Source organism: Comamonas aquatilis, assembly GCF_965139575.1.
In the GTDB taxonomy this organism is placed as follows: domain Bacteria; phylum Pseudomonadota; class Gammaproteobacteria; order Burkholderiales; family Burkholderiaceae_C; genus Comamonas; species Comamonas aquatilis.
Map to the genome: position 1 here is coordinate 41,120 of NZ_CBCSIW010000019.1, position 26,619 is coordinate 67,738.

26 protein-coding genes are annotated in these 26,619 nt (G+C 61.1%); 15 read left to right on the forward strand and 11 right to left on the reverse strand.

What is annotated here, in order from left to right; genetic code table 11:
* The first annotated feature begins 40 nt into the window (after positions 1-40).
* The 3 genes from ACNAZA_RS18005 to ACNAZA_RS18015 all read left to right on the forward strand — a co-directional run bounded on the left by ACNAZA_RS18005 (position 41) and on the right by ACNAZA_RS18015 (position 4,563).
* Positions 41-2,554, forward strand: coding sequence for a PKD domain-containing protein (locus tag ACNAZA_RS18005; protein WP_415797903.1), 2,514 nt, complete (start codon positions 41-43; stop codon positions 2,552-2,554).
* Between the two features lie 67 nt (positions 2,555-2,621).
* The gene (locus ACNAZA_RS18010) at positions 2,622-3,227 is read left to right on the forward strand and encodes a biliverdin-producing heme oxygenase (RefSeq protein WP_415797904.1); all 606 of its coding nucleotides are present in this window, start codon (positions 2,622-2,624) and stop codon (positions 3,225-3,227) included.
* A complete protein-coding gene (locus tag ACNAZA_RS18015) occupies positions 3,202-4,563 on the forward strand; it encodes a tetratricopeptide repeat protein (RefSeq protein WP_415797905.1) in 1,362 nt (453 codons plus the stop codon). Before ACNAZA_RS18010 ends, ACNAZA_RS18015 begins: the two co-directional genes overlap by 26 nt.
* A gap of 33 nt (positions 4,564-4,596) precedes the next feature.
* Here the strand turns inward: ACNAZA_RS18015 and ACNAZA_RS18020 are convergent, their stop codons facing one another.
* The 3 genes from ACNAZA_RS18020 to ACNAZA_RS18030 form a co-directional block, all read right to left on the reverse strand.
* Positions 4,597-7,083 carry a TonB-dependent siderophore receptor gene (locus tag ACNAZA_RS18020; protein WP_415797906.1) on the reverse strand — a complete coding sequence of 829 codons (2,487 nt, stop codon included), beginning with the start codon at positions 7,081-7,083 and terminating at the stop codon, positions 4,597-4,599.
* A 104-nt stretch (positions 7,084-7,187) separates the two neighbouring features.
* Entirely contained in the window at positions 7,188-8,201 is a 1,014-nt protein-coding gene (locus ACNAZA_RS18025; protein WP_415797907.1) for a FecR domain-containing protein, read from the reverse strand.
* 3 nt (positions 8,202-8,204) lie between these two features.
* Complete coding sequence (locus ACNAZA_RS18030) at positions 8,205-8,720, reverse strand: sigma-70 family RNA polymerase sigma factor (protein WP_415797941.1); 516 nt, start codon at positions 8,718-8,720, stop codon at positions 8,205-8,207.
* A 35-nt stretch (positions 8,721-8,755) separates the two neighbouring features.
* Here ACNAZA_RS18030 and ACNAZA_RS18035 point away from each other — a divergent pair, with 35 nt between their 5' ends.
* The 7 genes from ACNAZA_RS18035 (at position 8,756) to cutA (ending at position 14,969) form a co-directional block, all read left to right on the forward strand.
* Positions 8,756-8,956, forward strand: a complete 201-nt coding sequence (locus tag ACNAZA_RS18035) for a hypothetical protein (protein WP_415797908.1) — start codon at positions 8,756-8,758, stop codon at positions 8,954-8,956.
* A gap of 162 nt (positions 8,957-9,118) precedes the next feature.
* Positions 9,119-9,589 (forward strand): (2Fe-2S)-binding protein, encoded by a 471-nt coding sequence (locus ACNAZA_RS18040; protein ID WP_415797909.1) that lies wholly within the window; start codon positions 9,119-9,121, stop codon positions 9,587-9,589.
* On the forward strand, positions 9,590-11,893 hold the full coding sequence (locus ACNAZA_RS18045; protein ID WP_415797910.1) for a xanthine dehydrogenase family protein molybdopterin-binding subunit: 2,304 nt from the start codon (positions 9,590-9,592) through the stop codon (positions 11,891-11,893).
* A 237-nt stretch (positions 11,894-12,130) separates the two neighbouring features.
* Complete coding sequence (locus ACNAZA_RS18050; protein ID WP_415797911.1) at positions 12,131-12,670, forward strand: MarR family winged helix-turn-helix transcriptional regulator; 540 nt, start codon at positions 12,131-12,133, stop codon at positions 12,668-12,670.
* A gap of 43 nt (positions 12,671-12,713) precedes the next feature.
* On the forward strand, positions 12,714-13,460 hold the full coding sequence (locus ACNAZA_RS18055) for a class II aldolase/adducin family protein (RefSeq protein ID WP_415797912.1): 747 nt from the start codon (positions 12,714-12,716) through the stop codon (positions 13,458-13,460).
* A 13-nt stretch (positions 13,461-13,473) separates the two neighbouring features.
* Positions 13,474-14,487: a 2-dehydropantoate 2-reductase gene (locus tag ACNAZA_RS18060; RefSeq protein ID WP_415797913.1), complete on the forward strand. Its 1,014-nt coding sequence runs from the start codon at positions 13,474-13,476 to the stop codon at positions 14,485-14,487.
* Positions 14,488-14,588: 101 nt separating this feature from the next.
* On the forward strand, positions 14,589-14,969 hold the full coding sequence (gene cutA, locus ACNAZA_RS18065; RefSeq protein WP_415797914.1) for a divalent-cation tolerance protein CutA: 381 nt from the start codon (positions 14,589-14,591) through the stop codon (positions 14,967-14,969).
* A gap of 98 nt (positions 14,970-15,067) precedes the next feature.
* Here the strand turns inward: cutA and ftsY are convergent, their stop codons facing one another.
* The gene (gene ftsY / locus ACNAZA_RS18070; protein ID WP_415797915.1) at positions 15,068-16,282 is read right to left on the reverse strand and encodes a signal recognition particle-docking protein FtsY; all 1,215 of its coding nucleotides are present in this window, start codon (positions 16,280-16,282) and stop codon (positions 15,068-15,070) included.
* A gap of 64 nt (positions 16,283-16,346) precedes the next feature.
* Here ftsY and ACNAZA_RS18075 point away from each other — a divergent pair, with 64 nt between their 5' ends.
* The 4 genes from ACNAZA_RS18075 to coaD all read left to right on the forward strand — a co-directional run bounded on the left by ACNAZA_RS18075 (position 16,347) and on the right by coaD (position 20,546).
* Positions 16,347-17,795: a M16 family metallopeptidase gene (locus tag ACNAZA_RS18075; RefSeq protein ID WP_415797942.1), complete on the forward strand. Its 1,449-nt coding sequence runs from the start codon at positions 16,347-16,349 to the stop codon at positions 17,793-17,795.
* An 18-nt stretch (positions 17,796-17,813) separates the two neighbouring features.
* Positions 17,814-19,166 carry a M16 family metallopeptidase gene (locus tag ACNAZA_RS18080; RefSeq protein WP_415797916.1) on the forward strand — a complete coding sequence of 451 codons (1,353 nt, stop codon included), beginning with the start codon at positions 17,814-17,816 and terminating at the stop codon, positions 19,164-19,166.
* Positions 19,163-19,855, forward strand: a complete 693-nt coding sequence (gene rsmD, locus ACNAZA_RS18085; RefSeq protein WP_415797917.1) for a 16S rRNA (guanine(966)-N(2))-methyltransferase RsmD — start codon at positions 19,163-19,165, stop codon at positions 19,853-19,855. Before ACNAZA_RS18080 ends, rsmD begins: the two co-directional genes overlap by 4 nt.
* A 196-nt stretch (positions 19,856-20,051) precedes the next feature.
* Positions 20,052-20,546, forward strand: a complete 495-nt coding sequence (coaD, locus tag ACNAZA_RS18090; RefSeq protein WP_415797918.1) for a pantetheine-phosphate adenylyltransferase — start codon at positions 20,052-20,054, stop codon at positions 20,544-20,546.
* Between the two features lie 5 nt (positions 20,547-20,551).
* Here coaD and ACNAZA_RS18095 read toward each other — a convergent pair whose 3' ends face one another.
* The 5 genes from ACNAZA_RS18095 to ACNAZA_RS18115 all read right to left on the reverse strand — a co-directional run bounded on the left by ACNAZA_RS18095 (position 20,552) and on the right by ACNAZA_RS18115 (position 24,475).
* On the reverse strand, positions 20,552-21,571 hold the full coding sequence (locus ACNAZA_RS18095) for a zinc-binding metallopeptidase family protein (protein ID WP_415797919.1): 1,020 nt from the start codon (positions 21,569-21,571) through the stop codon (positions 20,552-20,554).
* A gap of 133 nt (positions 21,572-21,704) precedes the next feature.
* On the reverse strand, positions 21,705-22,025 hold the full coding sequence (locus tag ACNAZA_RS18100) for a BON domain-containing protein (RefSeq protein ID WP_415797921.1): 321 nt from the start codon (positions 22,023-22,025) through the stop codon (positions 21,705-21,707).
* Between the two features lie 81 nt (positions 22,026-22,106).
* Positions 22,107-22,598 carry a hypothetical protein gene (locus ACNAZA_RS18105; protein ID WP_415797922.1) on the reverse strand — a complete coding sequence of 164 codons (492 nt, stop codon included), beginning with the start codon at positions 22,596-22,598 and terminating at the stop codon, positions 22,107-22,109.
* Positions 22,599-22,763: 165 nt separating this feature from the next.
* Entirely contained in the window at positions 22,764-22,925 is a 162-nt protein-coding gene (locus ACNAZA_RS18110; protein WP_120971374.1) for a DUF1328 domain-containing protein, read from the reverse strand.
* A 200-nt stretch (positions 22,926-23,125) separates the two neighbouring features.
* The gene (locus ACNAZA_RS18115; protein ID WP_415797923.1) at positions 23,126-24,475 is read right to left on the reverse strand and encodes a CHASE3 domain-containing protein; all 1,350 of its coding nucleotides are present in this window, start codon (positions 24,473-24,475) and stop codon (positions 23,126-23,128) included.
* Positions 24,476-24,609: 134 nt separating this feature from the next.
* On the opposite strand from ACNAZA_RS18115, the gene ACNAZA_RS18120 reads away from it, so the two are divergent.
* Positions 24,610-25,242 carry a response regulator gene (locus ACNAZA_RS18120; protein WP_415797924.1) on the forward strand — a complete coding sequence of 211 codons (633 nt, stop codon included), beginning with the start codon at positions 24,610-24,612 and terminating at the stop codon, positions 25,240-25,242.
* A 33-nt stretch (positions 25,243-25,275) separates the two neighbouring features.
* Here ACNAZA_RS18120 and ACNAZA_RS18125 read toward each other — a convergent pair whose 3' ends face one another.
* Together ACNAZA_RS18125 and ACNAZA_RS18130 are read right to left on the reverse strand one after the other, a co-directional pair.
* Positions 25,276-25,680, reverse strand: coding sequence for a response regulator (locus ACNAZA_RS18125; RefSeq protein WP_415797925.1), 405 nt, complete (start codon positions 25,678-25,680; stop codon positions 25,276-25,278).
* Between the two features lie 124 nt (positions 25,681-25,804).
* Positions 25,805-26,557 carry a HesA/MoeB/ThiF family protein gene (locus tag ACNAZA_RS18130; protein ID WP_415797926.1) on the reverse strand — a complete coding sequence of 251 codons (753 nt, stop codon included), beginning with the start codon at positions 26,555-26,557 and terminating at the stop codon, positions 25,805-25,807.
* Positions 26,558-26,619: the final 62 nt, after the last annotated feature.

The window sequence follows — 26,619 nt, forward strand, 5'->3', positions numbered from 1 at the left end:
CGCAGCATCAGCCTGCTTTATTGCAAAGGAAATTTCAGCCATGAAATTCTTGTCTCGCCATGTCCTTTGGGGTCTTGGCTTTTCCATGTTACTGGCCGCCTGTGGCGGAGGAGGCGGTGGAGGTGATGACGGTGGCGGTACGGGTAACCTCAACCGTCCCACGGCCCGTGTCACGGCTTCTGCTGCTAGTGTGAGCGCCGGCGATACCGTCACGCTGGACGGTTCTACCAGCACGCCAGCCAATGGCAGCACGCTCAGCTATCAATGGAATGTCACGCAGCGCCCCGCAGGCAGCGTGGCCGTACTGTCAACGGCCACCTCGGCTGCAGCCAGTTTCACGCCGGATCTTCCAGGTAACTACACTTTGGGTTTGGTGGTGACTGATTCTGTGACATCGAGCAATGAAGTCAGCGTCAAGCTGGAAGTCCGCAACCCCAACCCGGTGGCCGTGGTGCTGCCGGAGCTGGCGCAACTGGTCAATACCACGGTGCAATTGGATGGCACAGCCAGCCAGCCGCCCGCAGGCGGACGCGCCGCGGACCTGCGCTTCAACTGGACGCTGGTGGAAAAGCCGGACGGTAGCGAGGCCGCACTGGACAATCCTCATCTGTCCCAGCCGCGCTTTTTGCCGGATGTGGTTGGCCTGTACCGCGCAACGCTGGTGGTCACGCATGGCAGCAAGAGCAGCCAGCCGGTGACCATCAAGATCAATGCGAACCAGATGCACACGGCTCCGGTGGCCAAGGCTGGATCGAATATCGACAATGCGGTGCGCGGTCAGCGTGTGCAGCTTGACGGTTCGGCCAGCACCCATGCGGCAGGCAGCACCTTGCAATACCGCTGGTTCTTCGCACCTGCCGGGCGGCCCTGGGGTTCGCAGGCCGTGATCGAGAGCAGCAATACGGCCAGGCCGACGCTGACTCCCGATTTCGCCGGCACCTACCGCTTGACACTGGTGGTGTATGACGGCACGACCACCGCCTTCAGCGAGGTTCAGATCAAGGTCAAGAAGCCGGACGGCGCGTCCAACACCAAGCCTGTGGCCGTCATTTCGCGTCCTTTTGGCAAGTCGTTTGAAGCCGAACTGGGTACCTCCATCATTCCCATCGGCGCCTATTCGCAGGACAAGGACGAGGACACGCTGACGCGTGAATGGACGCTGATGTCTGCGCCCGCCGGCTTTGATGCCGCCACCAAATTCAACCCCACCTGGGGCAATTTCACCGGCACGCATTACGGCAGTTACGTGGTGCAGCTGCGCGTTAATGACGGCAAGGAGTGGAGCGAGCCGGTGACGCAGGTCTTTACCGTGCTCAATGGTGCCAATCGTCCACCGGTGGCCAAAGCCGCAGTCATGGGAGGCGCGAGTGCCATTGGGGTGGGCACCACGGTCACGTTGACGGGCGAGGCCAGCACCGACCCCGACAACAACCGCATGAGCTATGCCTGGACCCTGCTGGACAAGCCCGATGGCAGCACCGCCAAGCTCAGCAATGCGGCCGCCATGAACCCCAGCTTTGTGGCCGACAAACCGGGACCTTACTCCTTCTCGCTGGTCGTGACCGACGAGCATGGTACGCCCAGCTCCGACGGCGTCTCCACCCTGGACACGCAGCTCAGCGTGAACGTCAAGACCAGGAACAACGCGCCCATTGCACGCCTGGCAGTGGACGCCTTCTACACCCAGGAGCAACCCCTGGTCATCGGAAAAACCGGCAGGCAACTGCGCTTTGGCGATTCGCCGGATGCTGCGGAGATCTGGAACAGCTTCCTGTTCAATGGCAACGGCTATGACCCGGATGGTGACATGCTGACCTATCTGTGGACGCTGTCGCGTGAACCTGCAGGCAGCAAGCTCCAGGTGCCTGAAAACAACTATATGTGCGGAAACACCGGCAGCAGCCAGTGGCCTGGTGCGACTGTCTCCACGTTTGCGAACTGGATTCAGAAGAGCCTGGCCCTGCGCCAATGGACTTGCCTTGACCGTATCGGCATTGCGCCTACGGTGGCCGGTGCTTATGAGGTGCAGCTGGCGATCAGCGACGGTATGGCGTTTGCCGGTCCTTTTGCCATGACGCTTCACGCCGTGGAGCGACAGAACTACCCCAGCTTGCTGCTGGAGTATCTGGGCCCCGCTACGAATTCCGGCAGCTTGTCCGAGCACGCGCACCCCAACCGTCTGCCGCAGCAATTGTTCCCTTACGCATCCGTGCAAGGCTCGTCATTCCCCATCTGGTCGCATGAGCTGACTGGTGGTGTGCCGATGGTGATTCAGCGTTATCGCCTGACGGCCTCTGGCGGTGACTACACCATTGCCGATCTGGCCGCCACTTCGGCACAGAGTGGCTATGCATTGAGTTTCCAGGGCTTGAGCAATAGCCGGGTGATTCGCAAGGGTGAAACAGTGGAGTTCAGTTTGGTGATGCAGGTGCCGTCGCCCGTACCTGCTGCTGCCGACCTGAACAAGGCCAGCGAAGGCATGCAATGGTCCTTCCGCATTGCCGAGAAGAGCGGCTGGACCTTCAGCCATAAGCCATACATCTTCCCCAACTGATAAAGGCGTCGGCGGGCATCGGATCCTGAGGGGCCGGTGCCCGCCTTTTATTGAAAGCACATTCCCGATGAGTACATCAAGCATCGAAGCCACGGGGCTGAGCGCTGCTCTGCGCTCTGCTTCCCGTACCAGCCATGGCACGCTGGACAAGCGCATCATGGCTGCAAAGCCTTTTTCCAGCCGCGAGCGCTATGCAGATTTTTTGCAGGTGCAGTACCGCTTTCACCGTGATGTGGCGGCACTGTTTGCCAACCAAGAACTGAACCGCCTGCTGCCCGGACTGGCCGGTCGCCAGCGCCTGAATGCCGTCGTCCAGGACCTGAACGACCTGGACAAAACCCTGCCGCAGAATCTGGATGCACCAGAGTTTGCCGAAGCCACTGACGTGGATCTGGCCTCGGCTCTCGGCTGGCTATATGTGGAGCAGGGATCCAACTTGGGCGCGGCCTTTTTGCTCAAGGCTGCTGCAGCGCTGGAGCTGAATGCCGACTTCGGCGCGCGTCATCTGGCTCCGCATGACCAGGGGCGTGCGCTGAGCTGGAAAGAATTCAGTGCTCAGCTTGATGCCGTAGAGCTTGACGATATTGCCAGGGCGCGCGCTGTTGAAGCTGCGCAGGCGGCTTTCCGCAAGGTGCATGACTATGTGCATGCGCATTGCCAGATCCATGTCTAGGCCAGGGCTGGTGCAATCCCTGGCGGTGCTTGCATTGCTGGCCGGCTCGATGGCAAGCCCGCCACTGCTGGCGCAGACTGCGCAGTGGCAGAGCCTTTATGACAAAGCCATGCGTCAGCAGGCGGACAAGGCCTATGGCCCTGCCGAACAAAGCGCACATCAGGCGTTGGAGCTGGCACAGCAGCAGCGTCAGGGTCAGCAGCCCTACATGGCCAGTAGTCTGAATTTGCTGGGCCTGATCCAGCAAGCTCAGGGCCGCAATGCCGAAGCCGTGCGGTCTTTGACCAAGGCGCTGGAATTGAGTCAGGCCAGCCTGGGCACGCATGCCAATACTGCATCGGTGGCCTGGAATCTGGGCAATGTGCAGCAGAACATGCAGCAGCCGCGCGAGGCGTTGCAAAGCTATCAGCGCAGTCTGGATGTCGCGCAGGCCCTGCCTTTGGACGCCACTTCACTGGCGCTGCGCGAAAAGACGCTGCAGGCTTTGAGCAGCCTGTATGCCAGTCTGAGCGAACATGACAAGGCGCAGGCCTATCTGCGGCAACTATCGACCTTGCTGGCCGATGGAGCGGCTCAGACCGATGTTGCGACCCGTGTGCAAGGCCTGCTGACGCTGGCGCAAAGCCTGGAGCAGCAAGGCAGGCTGCAGGAGGGGCAGCAGGCATTGAGCCAGGCACTGGCTCTGCAGGAAAAGGCAGGCGCTAGCAGCACCAATCTGGTGCCCATCCTGCTGGCGCAGGCCGGGCTGCATAGTCGGCAGGATAAAGATGCGCAGGCCGCCGCAGAATACGAGCGCGCCAGAGTCATCCTGACGGAGCAGGCTCCGCAGGCCTTGGTGCTGGCCCAGGTGCTCAACGAACTGGGACTGTGGCAGGCGCAGAGCAAGGACTATGTACAAGCCTATGCATTGTTTGAGCAGGCGCAAGCCATCGCCAGTCAGCATGCGCCAGATGTCCTGTGGCAGGCGCATCTGCTGTCCAGTCGTGCACGCATGGCCGAGGCCATGCGTCAGGAGGATACGGCGCAGACGCTGTATGCCGAGTCACTGGTGTTGTACCGCAGCCAAGACAGGTCTGAGGCCTTGCTGGGGCAAGCCGGAGCGCTTAACGGCCTGGCCGGTTTGGCCTACCGCAAGCGTCGTTTCAAGGAGGCGCAGCCCATGTTTACCGAGGCACTGGGACTGATGGAGCAGGCCGTGGGCCGCAGCGATGCGCGCCTGTTGCCGCTGCTGGACAATCTGGCTGCCTTGCACCGCAGCCTAGGCAGGCCTGGCGAGTCCGAGCATGCGCGCCGGGCAACGGCATTGCGCAAGCAGCAGGGCCGGCCCGGAGAGTGATCCTTCAGGGGCCGATGCGGCCCTGACGCCGGCTCAGAACTTGCCGCGCAGCGTGACCATCACATTGCGCGGTTCGCCAAAGTAGTTGGATCCGTAGGCGGCCCACACGCGCTGGTAGTACACCTTGTCGAACAGGTTGTTGACGGTCAGTGTCGCTTCCAGGTTTTTGTTGAAGCGGTAGCCGATTTGCAGTGCCGCCGTGGTGACGGGGCCTTGGGAGAATTTCACGTCACCGTTGAGGCGGTACATGCGGCTGGTGCTGCGCAGGCCGCCACCCACGCTGAAGCCTTCCAGGGCACCTGCCCCGAACTGGTAGCGCGTCCACAGATTGAAGTTGTGGCGCGGTGCAATGAAGGTGTAGAGCTGGGCTTTTTCGTCCGGTGTGCCTTCCAGCGTCTTGGTCTGGGTGTAGGCGTAGCCCACGGACAAATTCCAACCTGGCGCAATACGGCCGTTGACTTCGGCTTCCACTCCCTGGCTGCGCATCTTGCCGGAGGCAACGGAGAACAGTGGATTGGCGGGATCCGTCATCGCGCGGTTGGTGTCTTCCATGCGGAAGATGGCGGCGCGGGCGTTGACTTGCTTGTTCAGCCATTCGCCCTTGAGGCCGGCTTCGAACTGCTGGCCCACACGGGGGCGCAGCGTATTGCCTGCGGCATCGTTGGCGGTCTGCGGCGCAAAAATGCGCGTGTAGCTGGCGTAGGCGGACAGCTGTTCGTTCAGATCCAGCACCAGGCCGGCATAGGGCGTGAACTTGCCGCTGATGCGGGTGTTGGTCTCCGAGAACTGATTGAAATAGGCGTTGCGGTTGACGGCATGGTTGTCCCACCAGCTCATGCGCCCACCTAGGCTGAGCAGCACGCCGCTGGCCGGACGCAGATTGGCGCGTCCGTAGAGGCCATATTGCTCCGTGCGGTTGTCATTGCCGTTGGAGAAGCTGTAATTCGTCGGCTGTGGGATGTTGTTGTCCGGGTTGAAGATGTTGATGGGTGCATCGTTGCCGCCGCCGTACTGGAAATTTTTGTGCACCTTGCGGTAGTCCGCTCCTACGGTCAGCTCGTTGTTGGCAGAGCCGAAGGCGCTGAAGGGAGTGGTGATGAAGCCATCGAGTCCATGCGTTTTCCAGTGGCTGCGATAGGCCCAGCTGATGAGGCAGCTGTCGCCGGTGGCCGGGTCGGCGGCACAATCCGACCAGCCAAACAGGCGCGAGGGCTCGTCCTGCTCGCGATAGGTGGCACTGAGCTTGATCTGTCCGCCATTGTCCAGACGGTGTTGCAGCTCTGCGAAGTATTCGGTGTTGCGTTCGGTGATGTGGTTCCAGATCGGATCCAGATAGCTGGAGCGCGGAATGTCCAGCAGTCTGCCGTCAGGATAGGCGGGCAGGCCGAATGCCGGGCGACCCTTGTATTCCTGATAGCTCGCACCGGTCGTGAGCATGGTGGATGGTGTGAGATCGGCCTCCACCACGCCGTAGACCAGGGGTTTTCTGGAGTACACATGGTCCACGAAAGAGCCGTGATCCTGATAGGCGGTGACCAGGCGGCCGCGAATGCGCCCGTCGCTGCTCAGCGGTCCGGTCATGTCGGCTTCGGCGTAATAGCGGTTCCAGGAACCGGCAGACAGCTGCGTGTTGAACTCCGCCTTTGCCTTGGGGCGCTTGCGCACCAGGTTGATGGAACCCCCGGGGTCGCCCGCGCCCTGGAACAGACCTGCAGGGCCGCGCAGCACTTCGATACGGTCATAGATGGCCATGCCGAAGCCGGTGGACAGGTCATTGCCGGTGCTGGCCGGCGTGTTCACGCCGTCGATCTGCACGGTATCCACGGCATAGCCGCGCAGATAGAAGTTGCCGTGGTTGCCTCCCGTGCTGCCGGGCTCCACGGTCACGCCGGGCACGGTGCGCATGGCGTCATCCAGGCTCTGGATGTTCTGGTCTTCCAGCATCTGGCGCGTCACGACGGACACCGACTGCGGTATCTCGCGCAAACTTTGTGCGCTCTTGCCAATGGTGATGGTCTGTGCCGCGTACGAGTGCGTGTCTTCCGAGAAGGTCGAGGTTTCCGCAGGCGCGGTCACCAGCACTTCGGCCAGGCTGGGAGCGGCGGCGCTTGCCGCAGGAAGAGAGATATTGCTTTTGCGCAGCACAAAGATGCCAGGGCTGGTCTGCACGGCTTCAAGTCCCGTGCCGCGCAGCAACTGGGCGAAGCCGCTGGCCACCGCAAACTTTCCGTTCAGGCCCGGTGACTGGAACTCGCCTGTCAGCGTCGAATCAGCGGAGAGCGTCACGCCCGATTCGCCGGCAAAACGAGACAAGGTCTGGCTCAGCGGCCCTTGGGGAATGCTGTATTCACGCTGAGCCGGTGCGCTGCTGGCGCTGGAGGCCGGCTGTGCCTGAACCACGCCGGCAGCAGAAGCACCCAGAAGCAAAATCAGCGCCGCCTGTAGGGAGCTATGCCTGAATCCTGCGAGGGAAATCGAGGTTGCGAACGCATGTCTGGAGATACGCTGTGCCGGGGCCATGGAGAAAAGTCCTTTTGAAGAAACGCCGATGAATTGCTTGTCTTATGGGTATGACCGGCGACTCGTCAAAAGGGGACATGCAAGCGCAAAAAAATACGAAAACTTCAGCGCGCAGCGATGGTGACCCAGTAGCGGGTGCGTTGCAGAATTCTCACGGGCAGGGAGGCCGCCAGAGCCATCAGGGCTTCATCGGTATTGCGCAGCTGAAAGGCACCGCTGACCGGCAAGGCCGCGACCGCAGGATCGCAGCGCACAATGCCGGGCCGGTAGCGCGAGAGTTCGGCCGTAAATACGCTGAGCGGTGTTTTTTCTGCATACAGCACGCCGTATGCCCAGCCGTCGGCGGCAAGGCTGGCGGGCTCGGGCAGGTCTATATGCTCGGCCGTCATACGTGTCTGGCTTCCTGCATCCAGGCGCACGGCCATGCCGCCATTGGCAGGGATGATCTCCACTGCACCTTGTTGCACGGCAATTAGCGAGCTTGGCACCGCGCCCTTGGACCTTGGTTCCATGCGCACGGTGTAGCGCGTTCCCAGGGCGCGAGCCGTGCCTTCGCTGGTCTGCACCAGAAAAGGGCGCTGCGCGTGATCGGTTGCCGTCTGAACCCAGACGGCACCGGCGCGCAGAATCAGACGGCGCTCCGTGGCGGAGTACGCCAGATCGACAGCGCTGCCGGTATCCAGCTGGATTTTGCTGCCGTCGGCCAGGGTTGCTTCGCGCCGTTCGCCGGTCGCGGTACGCAGATCGGCCGACCACTCGTTCCACGGCGCAAGGCGCCAGCTGGCATAGCCGGCGGGTCCTGCCACAATGGCTGCGGCCAGCAGGCGCGTGGCCATGCGCCGCTGTGTGCGGCTGGACTCGCGCAGTGCGGCAGCACTCAAGGCTCCTAGCCGGTTGTCGGCGCTGATATCGGCACCGGCTCGGCTGGCGCTGAGCTTGCCAAGCACCCGCTCTGCGCGCTGCCAGGCCATCTCGTGGCGCGGGTCCGAGGCACGCCAGCGCATGAGCTCGGCTTGACGGGCAGCATTGTTCCCCTCGGTTTGCAGCCGCACCAGCCACTCGGCTGCTTGCAGCGCCACGCGTGGATCAACTTCTGCAGGAGAGGAGGATGAGGCCATGGCTCAGATCGCCAGCAAAATGCACTGCGCGAACGCCTGGGCCATATAGCGCTTGACGGTGCGATCCGTGACACCCAGCTGCTGCGCCACTTGCGCATAAGTCAGGCCATCCAGTTGAGACAGCAGAAAAGCCTCGCGAACCTTGGGCGGCAAGCCGTTCAGCATGGCATCGATCTGATACAGAGTCTCGAGAATCAGCAACTGCTGCTCGGGCGACGGCGCCATGGGCTCGGGCAATTGCGCCATGGCATCCATCCAGGCATGCTCCAGAGACAGGCGCTGCACATGGTTGATGAGCAGATTACGCGCCACCGTCGTGAGATAGGCGCGCGGCTCGCGCAAGACCAAATCCCGCTGCTCTGTCTGGGCCGTCAGCACCCGCACGAACGTGTCTTGCGCCAGGTCGGCCGCGTGATCGGAGCCACCCAGCTTGCGCCGCAGCCATCCCAGAAGCCAGGGATGGTGATCCCCGTAGAGCGCGGCTACGTCGGATGCGGCGTTTGAGAGCTGGGACAAGATACAGGCAATGGTTTATTTGAGAATGAGAATTATTGTTGATTGATGGCGAAAATGAAATAGCTGCAGCCTCCATGAACGCAAGGCACGAGCGCGGTTGTTGTTTTCTTGGTGCTTGTTTGGGGTGGCCCGAGGTCCGGGTCATGGCGCTGGATGCAGTCCCGCTTTCACGGCAGATGCTGATGGGAAGCGCCGTCGATCTGGTTTTTGCTATTGAATATATAGCTTCTGACGAATGATGGATAAGCGAGGAAGGCGGTTTTTATACTTGTTTCGACTGTGTTCACACTTGCGCAGGCTGACAGGCTGTCGTCCGGGTTTTGCGAATGGGGCAAGGGATTTGTATGCTGGGTGCGGACTTGTTCGGGCTCAGCTCTCCCCACTCCAAGAAAGAAGCCTCCATGACGAATCTCCAGATCAACGGCCAGACGCAGTCGGCCGATGTGGCGCAGGAAACTCCTTTGCTCTGGGTGCTGCGCGATGAGCTAGGCCTGTGTGGCACCAAGTTTGGCTGCGGCATGGCCTTGTGCGGAGCTTGTACCGTGCACCTGGACGGGGAGCCCATCCGCTCCTGCATCACGCCGCTGTCTGCGGTGCAGGGCAAGGCGGTGGCCACCATCGAGGGCATGGAGTCCGACCGCGTAGGCAAGGCCGTGCAGGCCGCCTGGGTGGAGCTGGGTGTGGCCCAGTGCGGCTACTGCCAGGCCGGGCAGATCATGACGGCTGTGGGCTTGCTCAAGAAAACGTCGGCCCCCAGCGACAAGCAGATCGACGAAGCCATGAGCGGCAATATCTGCCGCTGCGGCACCTATCCACGGATTCATGCGGCGGTCAAGCTGGCATCCAGGCTTTTGACCGTGGGGGTGAAGTAAATGCAAGACCTTTTTGACACCTTCGACATCAGCCGTCGTAGCCTGCTGCAGGGCGGCGCAGGCCTGGTCTTCAGCCTGGGCGTCAGCCACGGCGGTTGGGTCTTTGCCCAGGATGCGGCCAAGCAGCCCAAGGCGTATGGCGCGGACTCCATGCCTGGCGGTACGGTCGATGATCCTCTGGCCTTTGTGGGGATCGCCCTCGATGGTGCGGTGATCATCGTGGCTCACCGGGCCGAAATGGGCACCGGCGTGCGTACCAGTCTGCCCATGGTGGTGGCCGATGAGATGGAAGCGCGCTGGGAGCGGGTCAAGGTCGTTCAGGCCCAGGCCAATGAGGCCAGGTACGGCAACCAGAACGTGGACGGCTCGCGCAGCATGCGCCACTTTCTTGGGCCCATGCGCCGCGTGGGCGCTGCCGTGCGCCAGATGCTGGAGGCTGCAGCCGCAGCTCGCTGGGACGTGCCGGTGGAGGAGGTCAGGGCCGTGCAGCATGAGGTGATTCATACGCCCAGCGGCAAGCGCCTGGGTTTTGGCCCTCTGGCTATCGATGCCGCCAAGCAGCCCGTGCCCAGGGGCGATGCGCTGCGGCTGAAGAGCGCCGCCGATTTTCGCTACATCGGCAAGGGCCAGGTTGCGGCGGTGGATCTGGTGGACATAGGCCGTGGCAAGGCCGTGTACGGCCAGGACATGCGCTTGCCGGGCATGGTCTATGCCGTGGTGGCCAGACCGCCGGTGCTGGGTGCCAGGCTGCGCAGCTACAAAAGCGATCATGTCAAGCAGATGCCGGGCGTGAAAAAGGTGCTGGAGCTACCGGGCTACAAGGGCGCTCCCATGTTTCAGCCTTTGGGGGGCGTGGCCGTCGTGGCCTCCAACACCTGGGCGGCGATGCAGGGCCGCAAGGCGCTGGAGCTGAACTGGGACGAGGGGGAGAACGCCAGCTACGACTCCGTCAAATACCGCAAACTGCTGGAAAAAGCCGCCAGCAGCCCCGGCAAGCTGGTGCGCAAAAATGGCGATCTGGAGTCTGCGGTCAAGGCAGCGGGCGACAGAAAACGGGTGGTTGGCGACTACTACATTCCCCATCTGGCCCATGCTTCGATGGAGCCGCCGGCGGCCACGGCCTTGGTCGCGGCGGACAAGAGTCGCTGCGAGATCTGGACTTCGGTGCAGGACCCGGAAACCGCCAAAAAACTGGTGGCCAGCTTTCTGGGCCTGAAGCCCGAGCAGGTGACGGTCAACGTGTTGCTGCTGGGCGGCGCCTTTGGTCGCAAGTCCAAGCCCGACTTTGCGGTAGAGGCTGCGCTGATTGCCCAGTCCATGCCGGGCACGCCGGTGAAGCTGGTGTGGACGCGTGAGGACGATATCCAGCACGACTTCTATCACGCCGTCTCGGCCGAGCGGCTGGAAGCCGTGCTGGGCCGCGACGGCATGCCCATCACCTGGTTGCACCGCACGGCAGCGCCCACGATCGGCTCGCTGTTTCAGCTGGGGGCCAAGGGGCAAAGCAGCATGGAGATGGCCATGTCGGCCATCAACATGCCCTATCAGATTCCCCATGTGCGCATAGAAACCGGCGAGGTGGCAGCCCATACCCGCATCGGCTGGTTTCGCTCGGTCTACAACATTCCCCATGCGTTTGCGGCCCAGTGCTTTATTGCCGAGCTGGCCCACCGTGCGGGCAGGGACCACAAGCGTTACGCGCTGGATCTGATAGGTCCGGCGCGCAAGATCAACCCTGTCGACCTGGGCGACGACTGGAATTACAGCGAATCGCCCACGCTCTATCCCTATGACACCGGCCGTTTGCGTGCCGTGATCGAAGCGGCGACACGCGGTGCGCGCTGGGGCAGAAGACTGCCCAAAGGTCATGGCCTGGGCTTGGCCTTTTGCTACAGCTTCATGAGCTACTCGGCCGTGGTGGTCGAGGTGGCCGTCGATGCCAAGGGCGGCATCAAGCTGGTGGCCGTGGATACGGCGCTGGACTGCGGCCCCCAGATCAACCCCGAGCGCATTCGTGCGCAGATGGAGGGCGGTGTCATCATGGGATTGAGTCTGGCCATGAGCAGCGAGATCAGCTTCGAGAAAGGCCGCGTCAGGCAAAGCAACTTCCACGACTATGTGGTGCTGCGCCACGCCGAGCAGCCCGGCGTGATTCGCTGCCATCTGGTGGGCAACAGCCTGGAGGTGCCGCCCGGCGGCGTGGGCGAGCCGCCGCTGCCTGCCGTGGCTCCGGCATTTGCCAATGCCATTTTTGCGGCCACGGGCAAGCGGATCAGGGCCTTGCCCATTCAGTCGCTCAGCTAGCTGGCGGTTCATCCAGGCAAAGGTCGGCGGGCAGCATGCCCGGCCGGCCTTTTTGCATCTTCAAAGGCGGGGCTGCGTCGCCTGAGTCTCTGGGGTTGATACCGATGTTGATAAATCAACATTGAGTAAAGATGCATTGCGTTTTGTGCACATGTGAATCACATGGGCGCGTGTGCAGAGGCCGATCCAGGGTCGATCTGGCCGGCATCTTTCATCTGCTTTATCCATCGCATTGCCATGAGCTCCGATTCCGCTTCCCAAGAGACCGTCTGCAGCCAGAGCTTGCCGCTGGACGAGTTTCTGACTTTCAAACTCATGGCCCTGGCCAATGCGCTGCAGATGCAGGTGACGCGTCACTATATTGCGCCGGTCACTTCCGTGGGCTTGGTCGAATGGCGCCTCATGGGTCTGCTGCAGCAGCATGGTGAAAGCCATGCCGGGGCGCTGGCGCGCATCAGCCTGATCGACAAGGCGCAGATCAGCCGCAGCCTGCAACCGCTGATTGAGCGCCAGTGGGTGCAGCGCCGGGTGGACCCGCAGCATGCGCGCCGCCATCTGCTGAGCTTGACGTCGCAAGGGCTGAGCCACTTCAACTGCGTGCTGGCCCAGGCCAGACCGTTTCAGGCCGCGCTGCTCAATGCGCTGACGCGGCAGGAACGCGAGTCTCTCAATCAGATCATGGCCAAGCTGATGCAGGCCGCCGAGGCCATTGATGCCCAGGCCTCGCAGCAAAGCGCGGATTCAAAGCCAAACAGCTCTCTAGCCATTGAACCGTAAGCGCTGAATGCTCTTGTTTTGATAACAACCACGGAGACCGACCATGCACCCCGATGAAATCAGCGCACGCCGCGAGCTGGCTGCCTGCTACCGAATTTTTGCCATGCTGGGCTGGGATGAGCTGATCTACAACCACATCACCGTGCGCCTGCCGGACGGCGTGACCGGCGGCGAAAAGCAATTTCTCATTAACCCCTTTGGTTTGCACTACAGCGAGGTCACGGCAGCCAATCTGGTGCGTATCAACGTCAGGGGCGAGGTGGTCGGCCATTCGGATCATCCCGTCAACCCGGCCGGTTTTGTGGTGCATGCGGCCATTCACGATGGCCTGGAGGGTGCGCACTGCGTGATGCATACCCACACCACGGCCGGCATGGGCGTGGCCTGTCTGGAGAACGGCCTGAGTCAGAGCAATTTCTACAGCGCCCAGCTGCATGGCATGGTGGCTTATCACGACTTTGAAGGCATCACCATCCATGCCGGTGAAGGCCCGCGCCTGCTGCAAAGCATAGGCCGCTGCAAGGCGGTGATTCTGCGCAACCATGGCCTGCTGAGCTGGGGCAGCCATCTGCCCCAGGCCTTTGCCGTGTTGTGGACGCTGCAGCGCGCCTGTGAGGTGCAACTGGCCACGCTGGCCATGGGTGCGCCGCGCATGATTGGCGAGGCCACGGCTGCGCGCTGCAACGCGGACTCGCTGACCTTTAACGACGATCACGGCGGCCCCCGCGATGTGTTCGACCATCTGGTGCGGCGCGTGAATCGGATCGACAGCAGCTATCTGGATTTGTAAGCGGAGTGTGGTGATGAGTCTGAAAAAAGCATGTATTTACGGCGCCGGCGCCATTGGCGGCTGGCTGGGTGTATCACTGGCCAAGGCCGGTTGTGAACTCAGCGCGGTGGCACGTGGCCAGACGCTGGCGGCCTTGCAGCAAAACGGCTTGACGCTGGTGCACGGCGATCAACGCGAGACCGTGGCCGTGCGCGCCGCGCAGGACCCGGCGGCGCTGGGCGTGCAGGACGTGGTGGTAATTGCCGTCAAGGCCCCGGCCATGCCTGAAGTTGCCAAGCAGATCGCACCCCTGATAGGTCCGCAGACCCTGGTGCTGACCGCCATGAATGGCGTGCCCTGGTGGTTTCTGGCCGGCGGTGTGGATGCCAGCCTGCAAGGCCTGCAGCTCCAGACCGTGGACCCGGGCGGTGAGATTGCGCACGCCATTCCTACCTCTCAGGTGATCGGCTCGGTGGTCCATGCCAGTTGCTCGCTGGATGCTCCCGGCGTGGTGCGCTGCCATTTTGGCAACAGCATCATCGTGGGCGAGCCCATGGCCGCAGCTGGCGCACGGCCTACGGAGCGCCTGCTGGCGCTGGCCGAGCTGCTGCGCCAGGGCGCTCTGGAGGTCAAGCTCTCCGAGCACATTCAGCGCGAAGTCTGGTACAAGCTCTGGGGCAATATGACCATGAACCCGGTCAGTGCCATCACGGGGGCGACCACGGACAAGATTCTGGGCGACGAGCTGGTGCGCAACTTCATCACGGCCGTGATGCTGGAGGCCAAGGAAATCGGGGCCCGTATCGGCCTGCCGATTGCGGATTCGCCCCAGGATCGCCACCAGGTGACGCTGAAGCTGGGCGGCTTCAAGACCTCTATGCTGCAGGATGTGGAAGCGGGCAAGCCTGTGGAGCTGGATGCGCTGGTGGGCGCGGTGCGCGAGATGGGCGCTTTGTGCGGCATGGCCACGCCTTGTACCGATGCGCTGCTTGGCCTGACCCGGCTGCGCGCCCAGCAGCTGGGTCTGTATCCGGCACCCAAGCATTGAACAGGGGTTCACCCAAGTCCTGGTGAGTGCATTCGGAAAAAAACGTATGTGCGTGTATGCGGCTATGCAGCGAACGGAGCTTGGCCCTAGACTGGGCGACCATGAGCACCCCTACCTCCAGCAAGCCCTCTCCTGCCGCTTCCGGCCAGGACAGTCGTGACAACCAGTGGGCCACGCTGTGCGTGGTCGTCACCACGGTGGACAGTGCCGAAGCTGCCGAAGACATGGCTCGCGCCATTGTCTCGGGCAAGGCCGCCGCCTGCGTCCAGTCCGAGCGCATCAACTCCTGCTATATGTGGGACGGCGTGATGCAAAACACGCCCGAGTGGCGACTGATTTTCAAGACCCTGCCCGATGCGCTGCCCCGGCTCACCCGGCTGATTCATGAGCAGCACAGCTATGAGGTGCCGCAGATCACCATGCGTACCGAGCGCTGCCTGCAGGACTATGCCAAGTGGCTCAAAGCCCAGATTCAGCCCTGAATGAAAAAAGGAGTGCCCAAAGCACTCCTTTTTTTTGTATCAAATCGGCCTGAAGCGCATATCCATCAAGCGCTTGAAGCTATCGAATTTGTATTTTTTCAGGACAACAAGGCCTGGGCAAATTCCTTGGCGCTAAAGGTTTCCAGGTCTTCGATCTTCTCGCCCACGCCGATGAAGTAGACGGGAATCGGGCGCTCCTGGGCAATGGCGGCCAGCACGCCGCCCTTGGCCGTGCCGTCGAGCTTGGTGACGATCAGGCCGGTCAGCTGCAGCGCATCGTCAAAGGCGCGCACCTGGGTCAGAGCGTTCTGGCCGGTATTGCCATCAATCACCAGCAGCACCTCGTGCGGGGCCGAGCCATCGGCCTTGGTCACCACGCGCCGGATCTTGCGCAGCTCTTCCATCAGGTGCAGCTGGGTGGGCAGGCGGCCTGCGGTATCGACCAGCACCACGTCTTTTTTGCGGGCCTTGCCGGCGGAAACCGCATCAAAGCTCACGGCAGCAGGATCGCCGCCTTCCTGGCTGACGATTTCCACGGTGTTGCGATTGGCCCAGACTCCGAGCTGCTCGCGCGCAGCGGCACGGAAGGTATCGGCGGCGGCCAGCAGCACGCTCTGGCCTTCGTCGGCCAGGTGCTTGGTCAGCTTGCCGATAGAGGTGGTCTTGCCTGCGCCGTTGACGCCGGCCACCATGATGACGGTGGGCGTGTGCTCGCCAATCACCAGCGGTTTTTCCAGCGGGGCCAGCAGATCGGCCAGGGCGTCGGCCAGCAAGGCCTTGACGGCTGCCGGCTCGGTGGTCTTGGTCTCCTTGACGCGGCGCTTCAGGTCATTGAGCAGGTGCTGCGTGGCTTTGACGCCGGTGTCGGCCATCAGCAGCGCATCTTCCAGCTCCTCGTACAGCGCATCGTTGATCTGCGTGCCGGTGAAGACGGTGGCGATGCTGGAGCCCGTCTTGCGCAGGCCTGCCTTGAGGCGCTCGGTCCAGCTTTGGCGGCTGGCATTGGCGGCTTCGGGCTTGGCGGTGGGCTCGGGCGCGGCGACAAAATCGGCCGCTGGCTCGGACTTGCCGCCAAAGGTCTTGCGCCACCAGCTGGAGCCCTGGCTGACCTCGGGAGCCTCAGCAGGCACCGGGGCTGTTGCCCCTGGCTTATCCTCTGAGCTTGTCGCCTGTGGGGCTTGCGCCTTCAGGTTGGGTGGCTGGGCGTCGCTTTGAACCGGAGACGGGGAGGCGGGCGCCGCTGCAGTTTCTGCAACGGGCACGTTTTCTGCCGCACTGGGCGGATTGGGCTTTTTCTTGAAAAAACTGAACATTGGCGGGTTCTTAGAATCACATCATTCTATGAAACATGTACGTGCACTCCCTGTACTGGGCTTAATGGCCTGTTTAAGCGCTGGGGCAGCCTTGGCTGCACCCAATGCATTGTCCAAATCCGAGCCTGCGGTCGCAAGTGCTGCGGCCCCGGTTTCCGCCAGCGCCGCCGTGCAGCAGTTCAAGCTGAAAAACGGCATGCAGCTGATTGTGCAGCCGGACCGGCGCGCCCCCACGGCCGTGCATATGCTGTGGCTGCGGGTGGGCGCGATCGACGAGGTCGACGGTACCTCGGGCGTGGCCCATGCGCTGGAGCACATGATGTTCAAGGGCAGCAAGACGGTGAAGCCCGGCGAATTCTCGCGCCGCGTGGCGGCCTTGGGCGGGCAGGAAAATGCGTTTACCAGCCGCGACTACACCGGCTATTACCAGCAGATTCCGTCCAGCCGCCTGGAAGATGTGATGAAGCTCGAATCCGATCGCTTTGCCAACAACCAGTGGCCCGATGCGGAATTCAAGAAAGAGATTGAAGTGGTCAAGGAAGAGCGCCGCATGCGCACCGAAGACCAGCCGCGTGCCGTGCTCATGGAGCAGCTGATGGCCGCCACCTTCATCGCCTCGCCCTATCACCGCCCCATCGTGGGCTGGATGAGCGATCTGGATGCCATGACGCCCGACGATGTGCGTGACTTCCACAAGCGCTGGTATGTGCCCGCCAATGCAGCGCTGGTGGTAGCAGGCGATGTGGACGTGGCCAAGGTGCGCGCCTGGGCCGAAAAATACTACGGCAGCATTCCCGCCCGCGCCGTGCCCGTGCGCAAGCCGCGCACCGAGCCGGTGCAGATCGGCGTGCGCCGCATCGAAGTCAAGCAGCCTGCCGAGCAGGCGGTAGTCGCCATGGCCTATCGCGTACCTTCGCTCAACCATGTGGAAAACCTGGATCAGGGCGACAAGGATGCGCTGGCGCTGCTGGTGTTGTCCGCCGTGCTAGACGGTTATGATGGCGCTCGCCTGGAGCGCGCCCTGGTGCAAGGTGAAGGCCAGAAGAACGGCCGCGTGGCCGACAGTGCCGGCAGCTCGGCCTCCATCATGGGCCGCGGGCCCAGCCTGTTCATGCTGACCGGCGTGCCGGCCAAGGACAAGACGCCGGCCGAGGTGGAGGCCGCCTTGCGCGAGCAGATTCAGAAAATTGCCCAGGAGGGCGTGCAGGCCGAGGAGCTGGCCCGCGTCAAGACCCAGTGGATGGCCTCCAATGTCTATGAGCGCGATTCGGTGATGGGCCAGGCCCAGAGCCTGGGTAGCTACTGGGTGCAGGGCATGCCGCTGGATGCCGAAGACAAGCTGCTGGCCGCACTCAAGAAAGTCACTTCGGACGAGGTCAAGGCCGTGGCCGCCAAGTACTTTGGCGATGATCAGCTGACGGTGGGCACCCTGGTGCCCCAGCCTCTGCCTGCCGGCGGCAAGCCGCAGCGCCCCCTGTCCGGCAAGGCCGACGCCGGTGGACCGGTTCACTGAGCGCGGCTGGAGAAGTTTATGAAGAGTATGAAAAAGATAGCTGTCAGCGCAATATTCATGGGCATTGGAATGGGATTGATGACTCAATCCGCCTGGGCCTTGCTGCCGATAGAGCATTGGACCCAGCCCAGCGGAGCCCAGGTCTGGCTGGTGCAAAGCCCCGGCATTCCCATGGTGGATGTGCAGCTGGATTTTGACGCCGGCTCCCGCCGCGACCCCAAGGAGCAGAACGGCCTGGCTGCTTCCGTGGCCATGATGGCCTCCAAGGGCGTCAAGGCCACCGGCGATCAGCCGGCGCTGGATGAAAACGGCCTGGGCCAGGCCTGGGCTGATCTGGGCGCCAGCTTTGGTGCCAATGCCGGTCGTGACGGCTTCACCTACGGCCTGCGCTCCCTGACCGAGCCCGATTTGCTGCAAAAAGCCGTGGCCCTGGCCGCGCGCCAGATGGCTACGCCCAGCTGGCCCGAGGCCGTCTGGCAGCGCGACCGCGAGCGTTGGGCCGCCGCCATCAAGGAAGCCGCCACCCGCCCCGGCACCGTGGCCGCCAAGGCTTTTCGCAAAGACATCTTCGGCAGCCACCCCTATGGCAATGAGGTGACGGGCGAAAGCCTGGCGCGCATCGATATCTCGGCCATGCAGGCCTTTCACCGCCAGCTGATTGCGGCCTGCCGTGCCAAGGTCAGCGTGGTGGGGGCCGTCAGCCGCGAGCAGGCCGATACGCTGGTGAAACAGTTGCTAGGCCCTTTGCAGGCGGCCAACGGCAATGATTGCGCCCCGCTGCCTCCAGTGCCCAAGGTGGCGGATCTGAGCGAAGCCAAGACCGAGAATATTCCGTTTGAATCGGCTCAGGCCCAGGTGCTGATAGGCCAGCCCGGCATTGCCCGCAACAATCCGGACTTTCTGGCCGTGATGGTGGGCAACCACATCTTGGGCGGGGGCGGTTTTACCTCGCGCCTGATGGAAGAGGTGCGGGAAAAGCGTGGCCTGACCTATGGCGTCTATAGCGACTATTCTCCGGGGCTGGATCGCGGTGCCTTCAAGATCGCTTTGCAGACCCGCCCGGATCAGGCAGCGCAGGCGCTGAAGATCTCGCAGGACGTGTTGCGCAAATTCGTGGCCGAAGGCCCGACCGAGAAAGAACTCAAAGCGGCCAAGGACAATCTGATCGGCGGTTTTGCCCTGCGCATCGACAGCAACCGGAAATTGCTGGGCAACGTGGCCAATATCGCCTGGAACGGCCTGCCGCTGGATTACCTGGAGCATTGGACGGATCGCGTCCAGGCTCTGACAACCAAAGATGTGAAAGACGCTATGCAGCGCATGATTCAACCCGACCGTATGGTGACCGTGACCCTGGGAGCCAAGCCATGAGCCGCAGTGCCATCAAGCTCCACACCCCCGCAGGCCGCAAGGCGCTGGACAAGATGATCAACGAGGCCGAGCGCAAGGCGCAGGAAACGGCGCTGACCAAGGGCGGCAAGCCGGTAGCCCCGGCCAAGAAAGCCGCCGGCAATGGCGAAATCCGCATCATCGGCGGCCAGTGGCGCCGCACGCGCCTGCCCGTGGCCCAGAAGCCCGGACTGCGCCCCACGCCTGACCGCGTGCGCGAGACGCTGTTCAACTGGCTGGGCCAGGATTTGACCAACTGGAAATGCGTGGATGCCTTTGCCGGCACGGGGGCTCTGGGTTTTGAAGCCGCGTCGCGCGGTGCCAGCAGCGTGGTCATGAACGAGCAGGATGCGGCCCTGGTGCAGCAGCTGCAGCGCCTGCGCGAGCAGCTTGATGCCAAGGCTGTGAAGGTCCAGCGCGGCGATGGGCTGAGCTGCCTCAAATCCATCAGCGGCCAGGATCTGGTGCTGCTGGACCCGCCTTTCGATCTGGTCGACATGTTCGAAGCGGCCGTCAAGGCTGCGGCCCAGGCCATTAACGATGGCGGCTTCATCTATCTGGAAGGTCCCGAGGCCTGGGGCGAGGAGCAGTTGCAGCCCTTGGGACTGGAGCTGCACCGCTACCTCAAGGCCGGGGCCGTGCATGCCCATTTGCTCAAGAAGCTGCCCTGAGCGGAATTCTCTGTAGTTTTTACTATTGAATGAAGAGCTGCTGGTGCTTGATATACAAGCGCTAGCGGCTCTTTTTTTATGAGGTTTTGCTGAACCTCAGCCCTGCCGAACCGGCTCGGAGGGCTGAATGCATAATGCGGTTTTTCCATGTGGCAAAGCATTGCCGCAACCCATGCCAGCAAGGAGACAACTTCCCATGAGTCAGGACCTGATTGCCGTGTATCCCGGAACCTTTGATCCCATCACGCTGGGACATGAAGATGTGGTGCGTCGGGCCACGCAACTGTTTGGCCAGGTCATCGTGGCGGTGGCGGCAGGTCATCACAAGAAAACCCTGTTCAACCTGGAAGAGCGCATGGCCATGGTGAGCGAGGCGGTGGCGATCTATCCCCAGGTGCAGGTACAGAGCTTTGACGGCCTGCTGCGCGACTTTGTGGTCTCGCGCGGCGCCAAGGCCATGGTGCGCGGCCTGCGAGCCGTGACGGACTTCGACTATGAGTTCCAGCTCGCCGGCATGAACCGCACCTTGATGCCTGAGGTGGAAACCGTGTTTCTCACCCCCAGCGACCGCTACCAGTTCATCAGTTCCACCTTTGTGCGCGAGATTGCGACGCTCAACGGCGAGGTGGATAAATTCGTCTCCAAGGGGGTGCATGACCGCCTGATGGCCAAGGTGGGTCGTACGAGCTAATGGTTTCAGGCCGGCGCCTGCGCTCTGCGCTGGGTCAGCACTTCGTGCACAAAGCGTAGCTTGGCCCAGGCACCCGCAGACGTGGCAAACGGGTAGGCATCGCCATGGCCCAGGCTGTGATTGAGGCTGTTGTGGATCAGCGTCAAAGGCACCCACTGGGCTTGCACAACGTCAAAGCTGGGCGTGGGCAGCGCCAGGGGGTCGCGCATCTGCCATGTGGGGCTGGGCGGAATCTCAGGCACCGTCATCTGCATTCGGTAGCTGGCCGCAGTTTCCAGAAGATCCATCATGTGCAGATAGTGCGCCCAGGTCTCGGCCCAGTCTTCCCAGGGGTGGGAGGTAGCGTAGGCGCTGACATGGGCGGTTTGCCAGCCGATATCGAAGGGGTTTTTGTTGTAATGGCTTAGCAAGGCATGGCCATAGTCTTGGCGCTCATCGCCGAATAACGCTCTGTACAGCTCCAGCCAAGGGCTGTTTGCTATCAGTTTTTCCCAGTAAAAATGTCCGCATTCGTGACGCAGATGACCGATCAGCGTGCGGTAGGGCTCATGCAGGGCCAGGCGGCGTTTGGCACGTTCGTCATCGTCGGCTTCGACGACGTTGAGGGTGATCATGCCGCTGTAGTGGCCGGTCATCACCGGCGGTGCGCCCGGCATATCGGCCAGCAAGGAAAAGCGCGGCTGCCAGTCATCATCCATCAGGCCCAGCTTGGCCAGCGTGTAGTAGAGCCTGCGCTTGGCCATCTCGATCTTGGCCCAGCGCAATTCATTGGCCGGGTTGCTGGAATCCGGTAGCCACTCGGTCTGGCGGCAGGATACGCACAGCGTATGTGCGTCATGGGTCTCTATGGCGAAATTGCACAGATTGAGATTATGGCGGTGGGCGCACAAGCGGTAATGCAAGGGCTGGACGGCGGCAACGCGCAACTGGTCTGGCAGGAAGGCAAGCTGCGCCCCGCAGTGCAAGCACTGCAGGCTGTCAAAGAAAACCAGATGGCCGCAGGCATCGCAGTTGAATACTTGCATGGGCTTTACTTTAAGGTCTGGTGGATCGGCTGCGGCAAAGTCAGGGCTTTGCCAAAAAAAAGCCGGCATGTATGCCGGCTTTTTTCAAGAGGCCCGGGCATGCGCCCCGACGAGGGCGCTATCGGGCCGATCTTTATGGGCGCACCACAATGCTGTTGCGCACTTCGCGCACATTCTTGGTAGTACGGGCAATCTCGCCTGCGCGGGCCTTTTCCGCATCAGATTTGGCAAAGCCGGACAATTGCACCGTGCCGTTGAGTGTTTCCACACTGATGGAGGTTGCGGAGACGCTCTTGTCCTCGGCCATCTTGGCTTTGACTGCCGTGGTAATGCCCGCATCATCCACATAAGAGCCTACGCTTTGCTGGTTGCGGGCCACCGAGCAAGCGGTGGTTCCCAACACAGCAATACCAGTGACGGCAGCGAAAGCGAGAGTTCGGATCATTGGTTTCATGAAGCTCCTTTGCGGTTGAAAAACTATCGATGAAGCCAGTGCCGCAGAGTCACAGGCGTGCCTGCGGCAACGGCATCAGATTCACTTTCTGCGGCTGCGGCCCAGCATGAAGGCCGTGGCAATGGCTGCGCCGGTGGCCGCTGCAATCAGCATGGAGCGGCCTGGCTGCTCGGACACATAACGTGTGGTGGCGTCGGCCGCCGTCTGGAACTGGCGACGCGCCTTGTGCGAGTTGTCGGCCCAGAAATTGATGCTGCGCTCGGCCAGATCCTGGGCGCGAGTGGCCAGATCGTCAATCAACTGGCGGTTGTATTCGCTTTCGGCATCGCGCAGATTGCGGCCCGCTTCATCAATGGCTTCGGAGGCGGTGCGTCGCGTGCTGCGATACGCGTCTTGGGCGGCATCCTTGACGTCTGTGGCCACATCCTGGGCTGCGCTGGCAGCCTTGTGGGCCGTGTTCTTGGCGGAGTCTAGTACCTCTTCGGCGGCGCCCTTGGCATTGCTTGCCACGTCCTTGGCCGAGGCCTTGATCTCTTCCACTACGGACCTGGCGTTGTTATCGGCTTGACTCATCAGCTTGATCTCCCAAAAAACGCACTGTCGCAAGCCTGCGACAGGCATGGTCATTGCTTATATGGCTCCCGCTGTAAGCAGCGGCGGGATTGATGATGGCGAATACCGCCTGTTTGTGCAATGCACCGGTCGGTATTGCAGGGTATTTGGTGTTACCGGTGGTGTTTATTTCTTGATCAGGCTTACGGCAAAGCTGATCACGGCCATGACGATGAAAACAATGAACAGAATTTTGGCGATGCCGACGGCTCCGGCGGCGATGCCGCCGAAGCCAAATACGGCAGCTATCAAGGCAATGACAAAAAAGACAATGGCGTAGTGCAACATGACAGTCTCCTCAATCCGTGATTTCCATAGCGCCGGATAGCGCTGAAAAGTGGGGGATGAATCGACTGTAGGTACTGTAGCCAGGCTGTTCTGACGGTGTCGGCCCTGGCTGGACGTCAGGGCTATCGCAGGCCTGCTTGTAGGAGAATTACCGATTGCGCAGATGCTGATTGCTGCAGGAACGCGCTGCGACACTCTTGTCAAACCGGCAGGGTTGACAGTGGAATGACGGCAGAAATAGTGGTGCCTTTGCCGATTTGCGATGAAACCGTCAGGCGACCGCCTGCGGCTTCTACCCTGTGACGCATGCCCGCAAGCCCGTGGGAGTTGGGGCGCATGCTGGCGGTTTCAAATCCATCTCCATCGTCCTGGATCTGCACCGCCACATAGGTCGGGTAATTGTGTACCGTCACCATGACATGCTGGGCTCTGGCGTATTTGCCGATATTGGTCAGTGATTCCTGCACCACGCGATAAACCGTCAACTGGGTGGATTCCGGCAGATCCACCTGCTCCAGAATCGACTCCACGTCGAGGCCGCTGCGTTCGGCGAATTCGCGTGTCAGGATTTCAAGTGCCGTGGTCAGGCCCAAGTTGGACAGCGAGGAGGGGCGAAGGTCTTCAATGATGCGACGCTTGAGGGCAATGCCGCTATTGAGTGTCGCTATCAAGTGGGTGATGCGCTCCCCAACCTCTGGTGCGCTGACGTCGATTTTGGACTTGAGGCGTGCAACATCCAGCTTGGCGGCAGTCAGCAGGGAGCCCAGTTCATCATGCAGCTCACGTGCGAGGTGACCGCGCTCATCTTCGCGTACCTGTTGCAAGTGGGTGGCCAGTTCCGTCAGCGTGGCCGTGCGTTCGCGCACGATTTCTTCCAGTCGATTGCGTTCATCGCGCTGAATTTCTTGCTCGCGCTGATTGGCCAGTTGCAGCAGATGGGCCTGGCGCAGATACATGAAAAATCCCAGAATCCCCAGCACGGTGACCGTGGCGATACCGATTCGGGAGAGGGCCAGCGTGTGCTCGATATCGATGACATCGCGCTCGCTCTGCTTTTCGATGCCGGCCAGAAGCATCTTGCTGTACCCGCGTATGGCATCCATGTTCTCCATGCCGACATCGGTGAACATCACAAAGCGCCAAGCATCGTTATTGCCCTGGCGGTACAGGCGAAGGCTCAGTTCCATTTCGCTGATCTTGCGCTCCACATGACGCGCCAGGGGAGAGAAGGTGGCCAGATCGCTGGGGTTGAGAATGAAGATCTTGCGCAGCTCATCCATGGTGCCGTTGATGGCCAGCGTGGCATCGGTGTAAGGGTCGAGGTAGCGATCCTCTCCTGTCAGCAGGTAGCCGCGCAGACCGGTTTCGGCATCCAGAATCTGTTGCATTAACTGATTGATTTTTGCGCGGGTATTTTGAGTCTGTGTCAGCGTGTCCAGAGCCGTCATGGAACGCACGTAACCCGCTTCATTAATACTGGCCATCAGTACCGCGGCAATGATTGCAATCACCAAGCTGATTGCAATTTTGCGCAAATGTATCCAGCGCATCTACATCCTCTCACCTACAAGCTAATTTCCTGATATTCTGCATAATCTTATCGTCAATGACTGACGTGTGCATGTCGGTCAACCCCGGTGAAGCGCTGCGAGATCTAGCGTAGCTTCATGAAAAAGAGGTATTCATGATTAAAGTTGGCATTGTGGATGACCATGCAATCGTCCGTTCGGGTTTGCGCCAGTTTCTCTCCGAACATGTGGACTTGCGGGTGGTTGGAGAGGCCGCCAATGGTCGGGAGGCGATTGATCTGGTTCGTGAGCATGAGGTGGATGTCCTGCTGATGGATTTGTCCATGCCCGGGCAAAGCGGTATTGATGCCTTGGCGATGCTGAGGGCAAAAGCCCCCGATATGGGTATCTTGATACTCAGTGGTTACCCTGAGGAGCATTACGCCATCAATCTGATCCGTCAGGGCGCCAGCGGCTACCTCAACAAGGAGTGCGAGCCCCAGGAAATTGCAGAGGCCATTCGCACCGTGGCACTGGGGCGCCGCTATCTCACGCCCGCCGTGGCCGATCTGTTGGCTCAGCAGCTCAATCGCAAGGATGATGCTCCCGCGCACGAGCAACTGTCCGAACGGGAGTTCCAGGTATTTCTCAAGCTGGCAAGAGGCGAAACAGCTGGCGATATTGCCAAGTCATTGTCTCTCAGCGTTAAAACGGTCAGCACCTACAGAACACGGTTAATGGAAAAAATGAGTCTTTCTTCCAATAGTGATCTGACTTATTACGCATTGAAAAATAGATTAATCGATTGATTAAAATAAAAAGGCTTGAAAATCAAGCCTTTTTTATTTTTTGGAATTCATAATTCCCAGATTTTTCTGATTGCTCAGGTCCATGCAGAAATCGATCAGAGAATCAATTTCATTGGACTTGTCAAACGTCGCATCGACATTCAAATCCTGGCAGCGGCGGCGCACATCGGCCGTGGCATAGTTACTCAGAACAATCATTTTTTGATGGGGGAGGCGTTGCTGAAATGCGGTAACCACGCCCAGACCGCTGCCTTGGCGCAGGAATAAATCCACGATCACCAGGTCCCAGGCATCGGTATGCTGGGCCAACCAGTCTGTGGCCTCGGTCTCTGTTTCGGCAATGCCTACCGACTGCACCTCGGCCAGTTCTGCCAAGGTAGCTATCAGATTTTCACGAATTGTTGGATTGTCTTCAACGAAAAAGGTGCGCAGCTTCACAGTAGTTCCAACTAGGTCATTTCACGGACGGTGTTGCCCATGAACCTGTCTATGCAACCGATTGTGGCGTATGGCCTCAAGCCGGCATGACAGCAGGTAAGCGGCACGCTCGTCAGAGCCAGGCCTACAAATTGTTTAGACAAACTGGGCAGTCCGGGTTGTGGGTCGCACGGATACGGCTCCACTCCATAGTTCGTGCGTCCAGCATCTGAAGTTGTCCGGAGGATGGCTTGCCAAAGCCTGCTATCAGCTTCAAGGCTTCGGCGGCCTGCATGGTTCCAATGAGGCCGACGATGGGTGCAAACACACCCATGGTGGAGCATTGAACTTCCTGAAACTGCGCGTCCGGAGGAAAGATGCAAGCATAGCAGGGGGCATCCGGTTCGCGGGGATCGATAACCATCAGTTGGCCGTCCAGCCGGATGGCTGCACCTTCGATCAAGGGCGTTTTGTGCCGCACGCAAGCCGCATTGATGAGGTGTCTAGTCTGGTAGTTGTCCGTGCAGTCGAGCACCACACTGGCCTGAGGAACCAGTTCATCAAGCAACTCCTTGGTGGCGCGCTGCTGCAGACCGTGAAACTGCACATCAGGATTGATGGCGTGCACGGCGGTACGCACGGAGTCCACTTTCGGAGTGCCCACACGCTCCAGGGTGTGGGCAATCTGGCGCTGCAGATTGGTCATGTCCACGGTGTCGTGGTCGACCAAGGTGATTTTCCCCACCCCGGCAGAGCCCAGGTAGAGAGCGGCCGGGCAGCCTAGCCCTCCAGCACCGATCACCAGCACATGGGAGGCCAAAATACGCTCCTGTCCTTCGATGCCGATTTCATCGAGCAGGATATGGCGCGAATAGCGCAGCAGCTGATCATCATTCATCAGGTGGGTTTCCTTTGATTCATGTCGTAACTGTAGTCAGCATGAAAAAGCCGGGCAAGGGC

Excerpts from the sequence above, each read along its gene's own strand:
- ACNAZA_RS18100 (WP_415797921.1), bottom strand. The coding sequence starts at position 22,025 with ATGAAACCAATGATCCGAACTCTCGCTTTCGCTGCCGTCACTGGTATT.
- ACNAZA_RS18105 (WP_415797922.1), bottom strand. The coding sequence starts at position 22,598 with ATGAGTCAAGCCGATAACAACGCCAGGTCCGTAGTGGAAGAGATCAAG.
- ACNAZA_RS18055 (WP_415797912.1), top strand. The coding sequence starts at position 12,714 with ATGCACCCCGATGAAATCAGCGCACGCCGCGAGCTGGCTGCCTGCTAC.
- ACNAZA_RS18130 (WP_415797926.1), bottom strand. The coding sequence starts at position 26,557 with ATGAATGATGATCAGCTGCTGCGCTATTCGCGCCATATCCTGCTCGAT.
- ACNAZA_RS18080 (WP_415797916.1), top strand. The coding sequence starts at position 17,814 with ATGAAGAGTATGAAAAAGATAGCTGTCAGCGCAATATTCATGGGCATT.
- ACNAZA_RS18050 (WP_415797911.1), top strand. The coding sequence starts at position 12,131 with ATGAGCTCCGATTCCGCTTCCCAAGAGACCGTCTGCAGCCAGAGCTTG.
- ACNAZA_RS18060 (WP_415797913.1), top strand. The coding sequence starts at position 13,474 with ATGAGTCTGAAAAAAGCATGTATTTACGGCGCCGGCGCCATTGGCGGC.
- ACNAZA_RS18120 (WP_415797924.1), top strand. The coding sequence starts at position 24,610 with ATGATTAAAGTTGGCATTGTGGATGACCATGCAATCGTCCGTTCGGGT.
- ftsY (WP_415797915.1), bottom strand. The coding sequence starts at position 16,282 with ATGTTCAGTTTTTTCAAGAAAAAGCCCAATCCGCCCAGTGCGGCAGAA.
- rsmD (WP_415797917.1), top strand. The coding sequence starts at position 19,163 with ATGAGCCGCAGTGCCATCAAGCTCCACACCCCCGCAGGCCGCAAGGCG.
- ACNAZA_RS18025 (WP_415797907.1), bottom strand. The coding sequence starts at position 8,201 with ATGGCCTCATCCTCCTCTCCTGCAGAAGTTGATCCACGCGTGGCGCTG.
- ACNAZA_RS18020 (WP_415797906.1), bottom strand. The coding sequence starts at position 7,083 with ATGGCCCCGGCACAGCGTATCTCCAGACATGCGTTCGCAACCTCGATT.
- ACNAZA_RS18115 (WP_415797923.1), bottom strand. The coding sequence starts at position 24,475 with ATGCGCTGGATACATTTGCGCAAAATTGCAATCAGCTTGGTGATTGCA.
- cutA (WP_415797914.1), top strand. The coding sequence starts at position 14,589 with ATGAGCACCCCTACCTCCAGCAAGCCCTCTCCTGCCGCTTCCGGCCAG.
- ACNAZA_RS18110 (WP_120971374.1), bottom strand. The coding sequence starts at position 22,925 with ATGTTGCACTACGCCATTGTCTTTTTTGTCATTGCCTTGATAGCTGCC.
- ACNAZA_RS18045 (WP_415797910.1), top strand. The coding sequence starts at position 9,590 with ATGCAAGACCTTTTTGACACCTTCGACATCAGCCGTCGTAGCCTGCTG.
- ACNAZA_RS18075 (WP_415797942.1), top strand. The coding sequence starts at position 16,347 with ATGGCCTGTTTAAGCGCTGGGGCAGCCTTGGCTGCACCCAATGCATTG.
- ACNAZA_RS18005 (WP_415797903.1), top strand. The coding sequence starts at position 41 with ATGAAATTCTTGTCTCGCCATGTCCTTTGGGGTCTTGGCTTTTCCATG.
- ACNAZA_RS18010 (WP_415797904.1), top strand. The coding sequence starts at position 2,622 with ATGAGTACATCAAGCATCGAAGCCACGGGGCTGAGCGCTGCTCTGCGC.
- ACNAZA_RS18040 (WP_415797909.1), top strand. The coding sequence starts at position 9,119 with ATGACGAATCTCCAGATCAACGGCCAGACGCAGTCGGCCGATGTGGCG.
- coaD (WP_415797918.1), top strand. The coding sequence starts at position 20,052 with ATGAGTCAGGACCTGATTGCCGTGTATCCCGGAACCTTTGATCCCATC.
- ACNAZA_RS18095 (WP_415797919.1), bottom strand. The coding sequence starts at position 21,571 with ATGCAAGTATTCAACTGCGATGCCTGCGGCCATCTGGTTTTCTTTGAC.
- ACNAZA_RS18015 (WP_415797905.1), top strand. The coding sequence starts at position 3,202 with ATGCGCATTGCCAGATCCATGTCTAGGCCAGGGCTGGTGCAATCCCTG.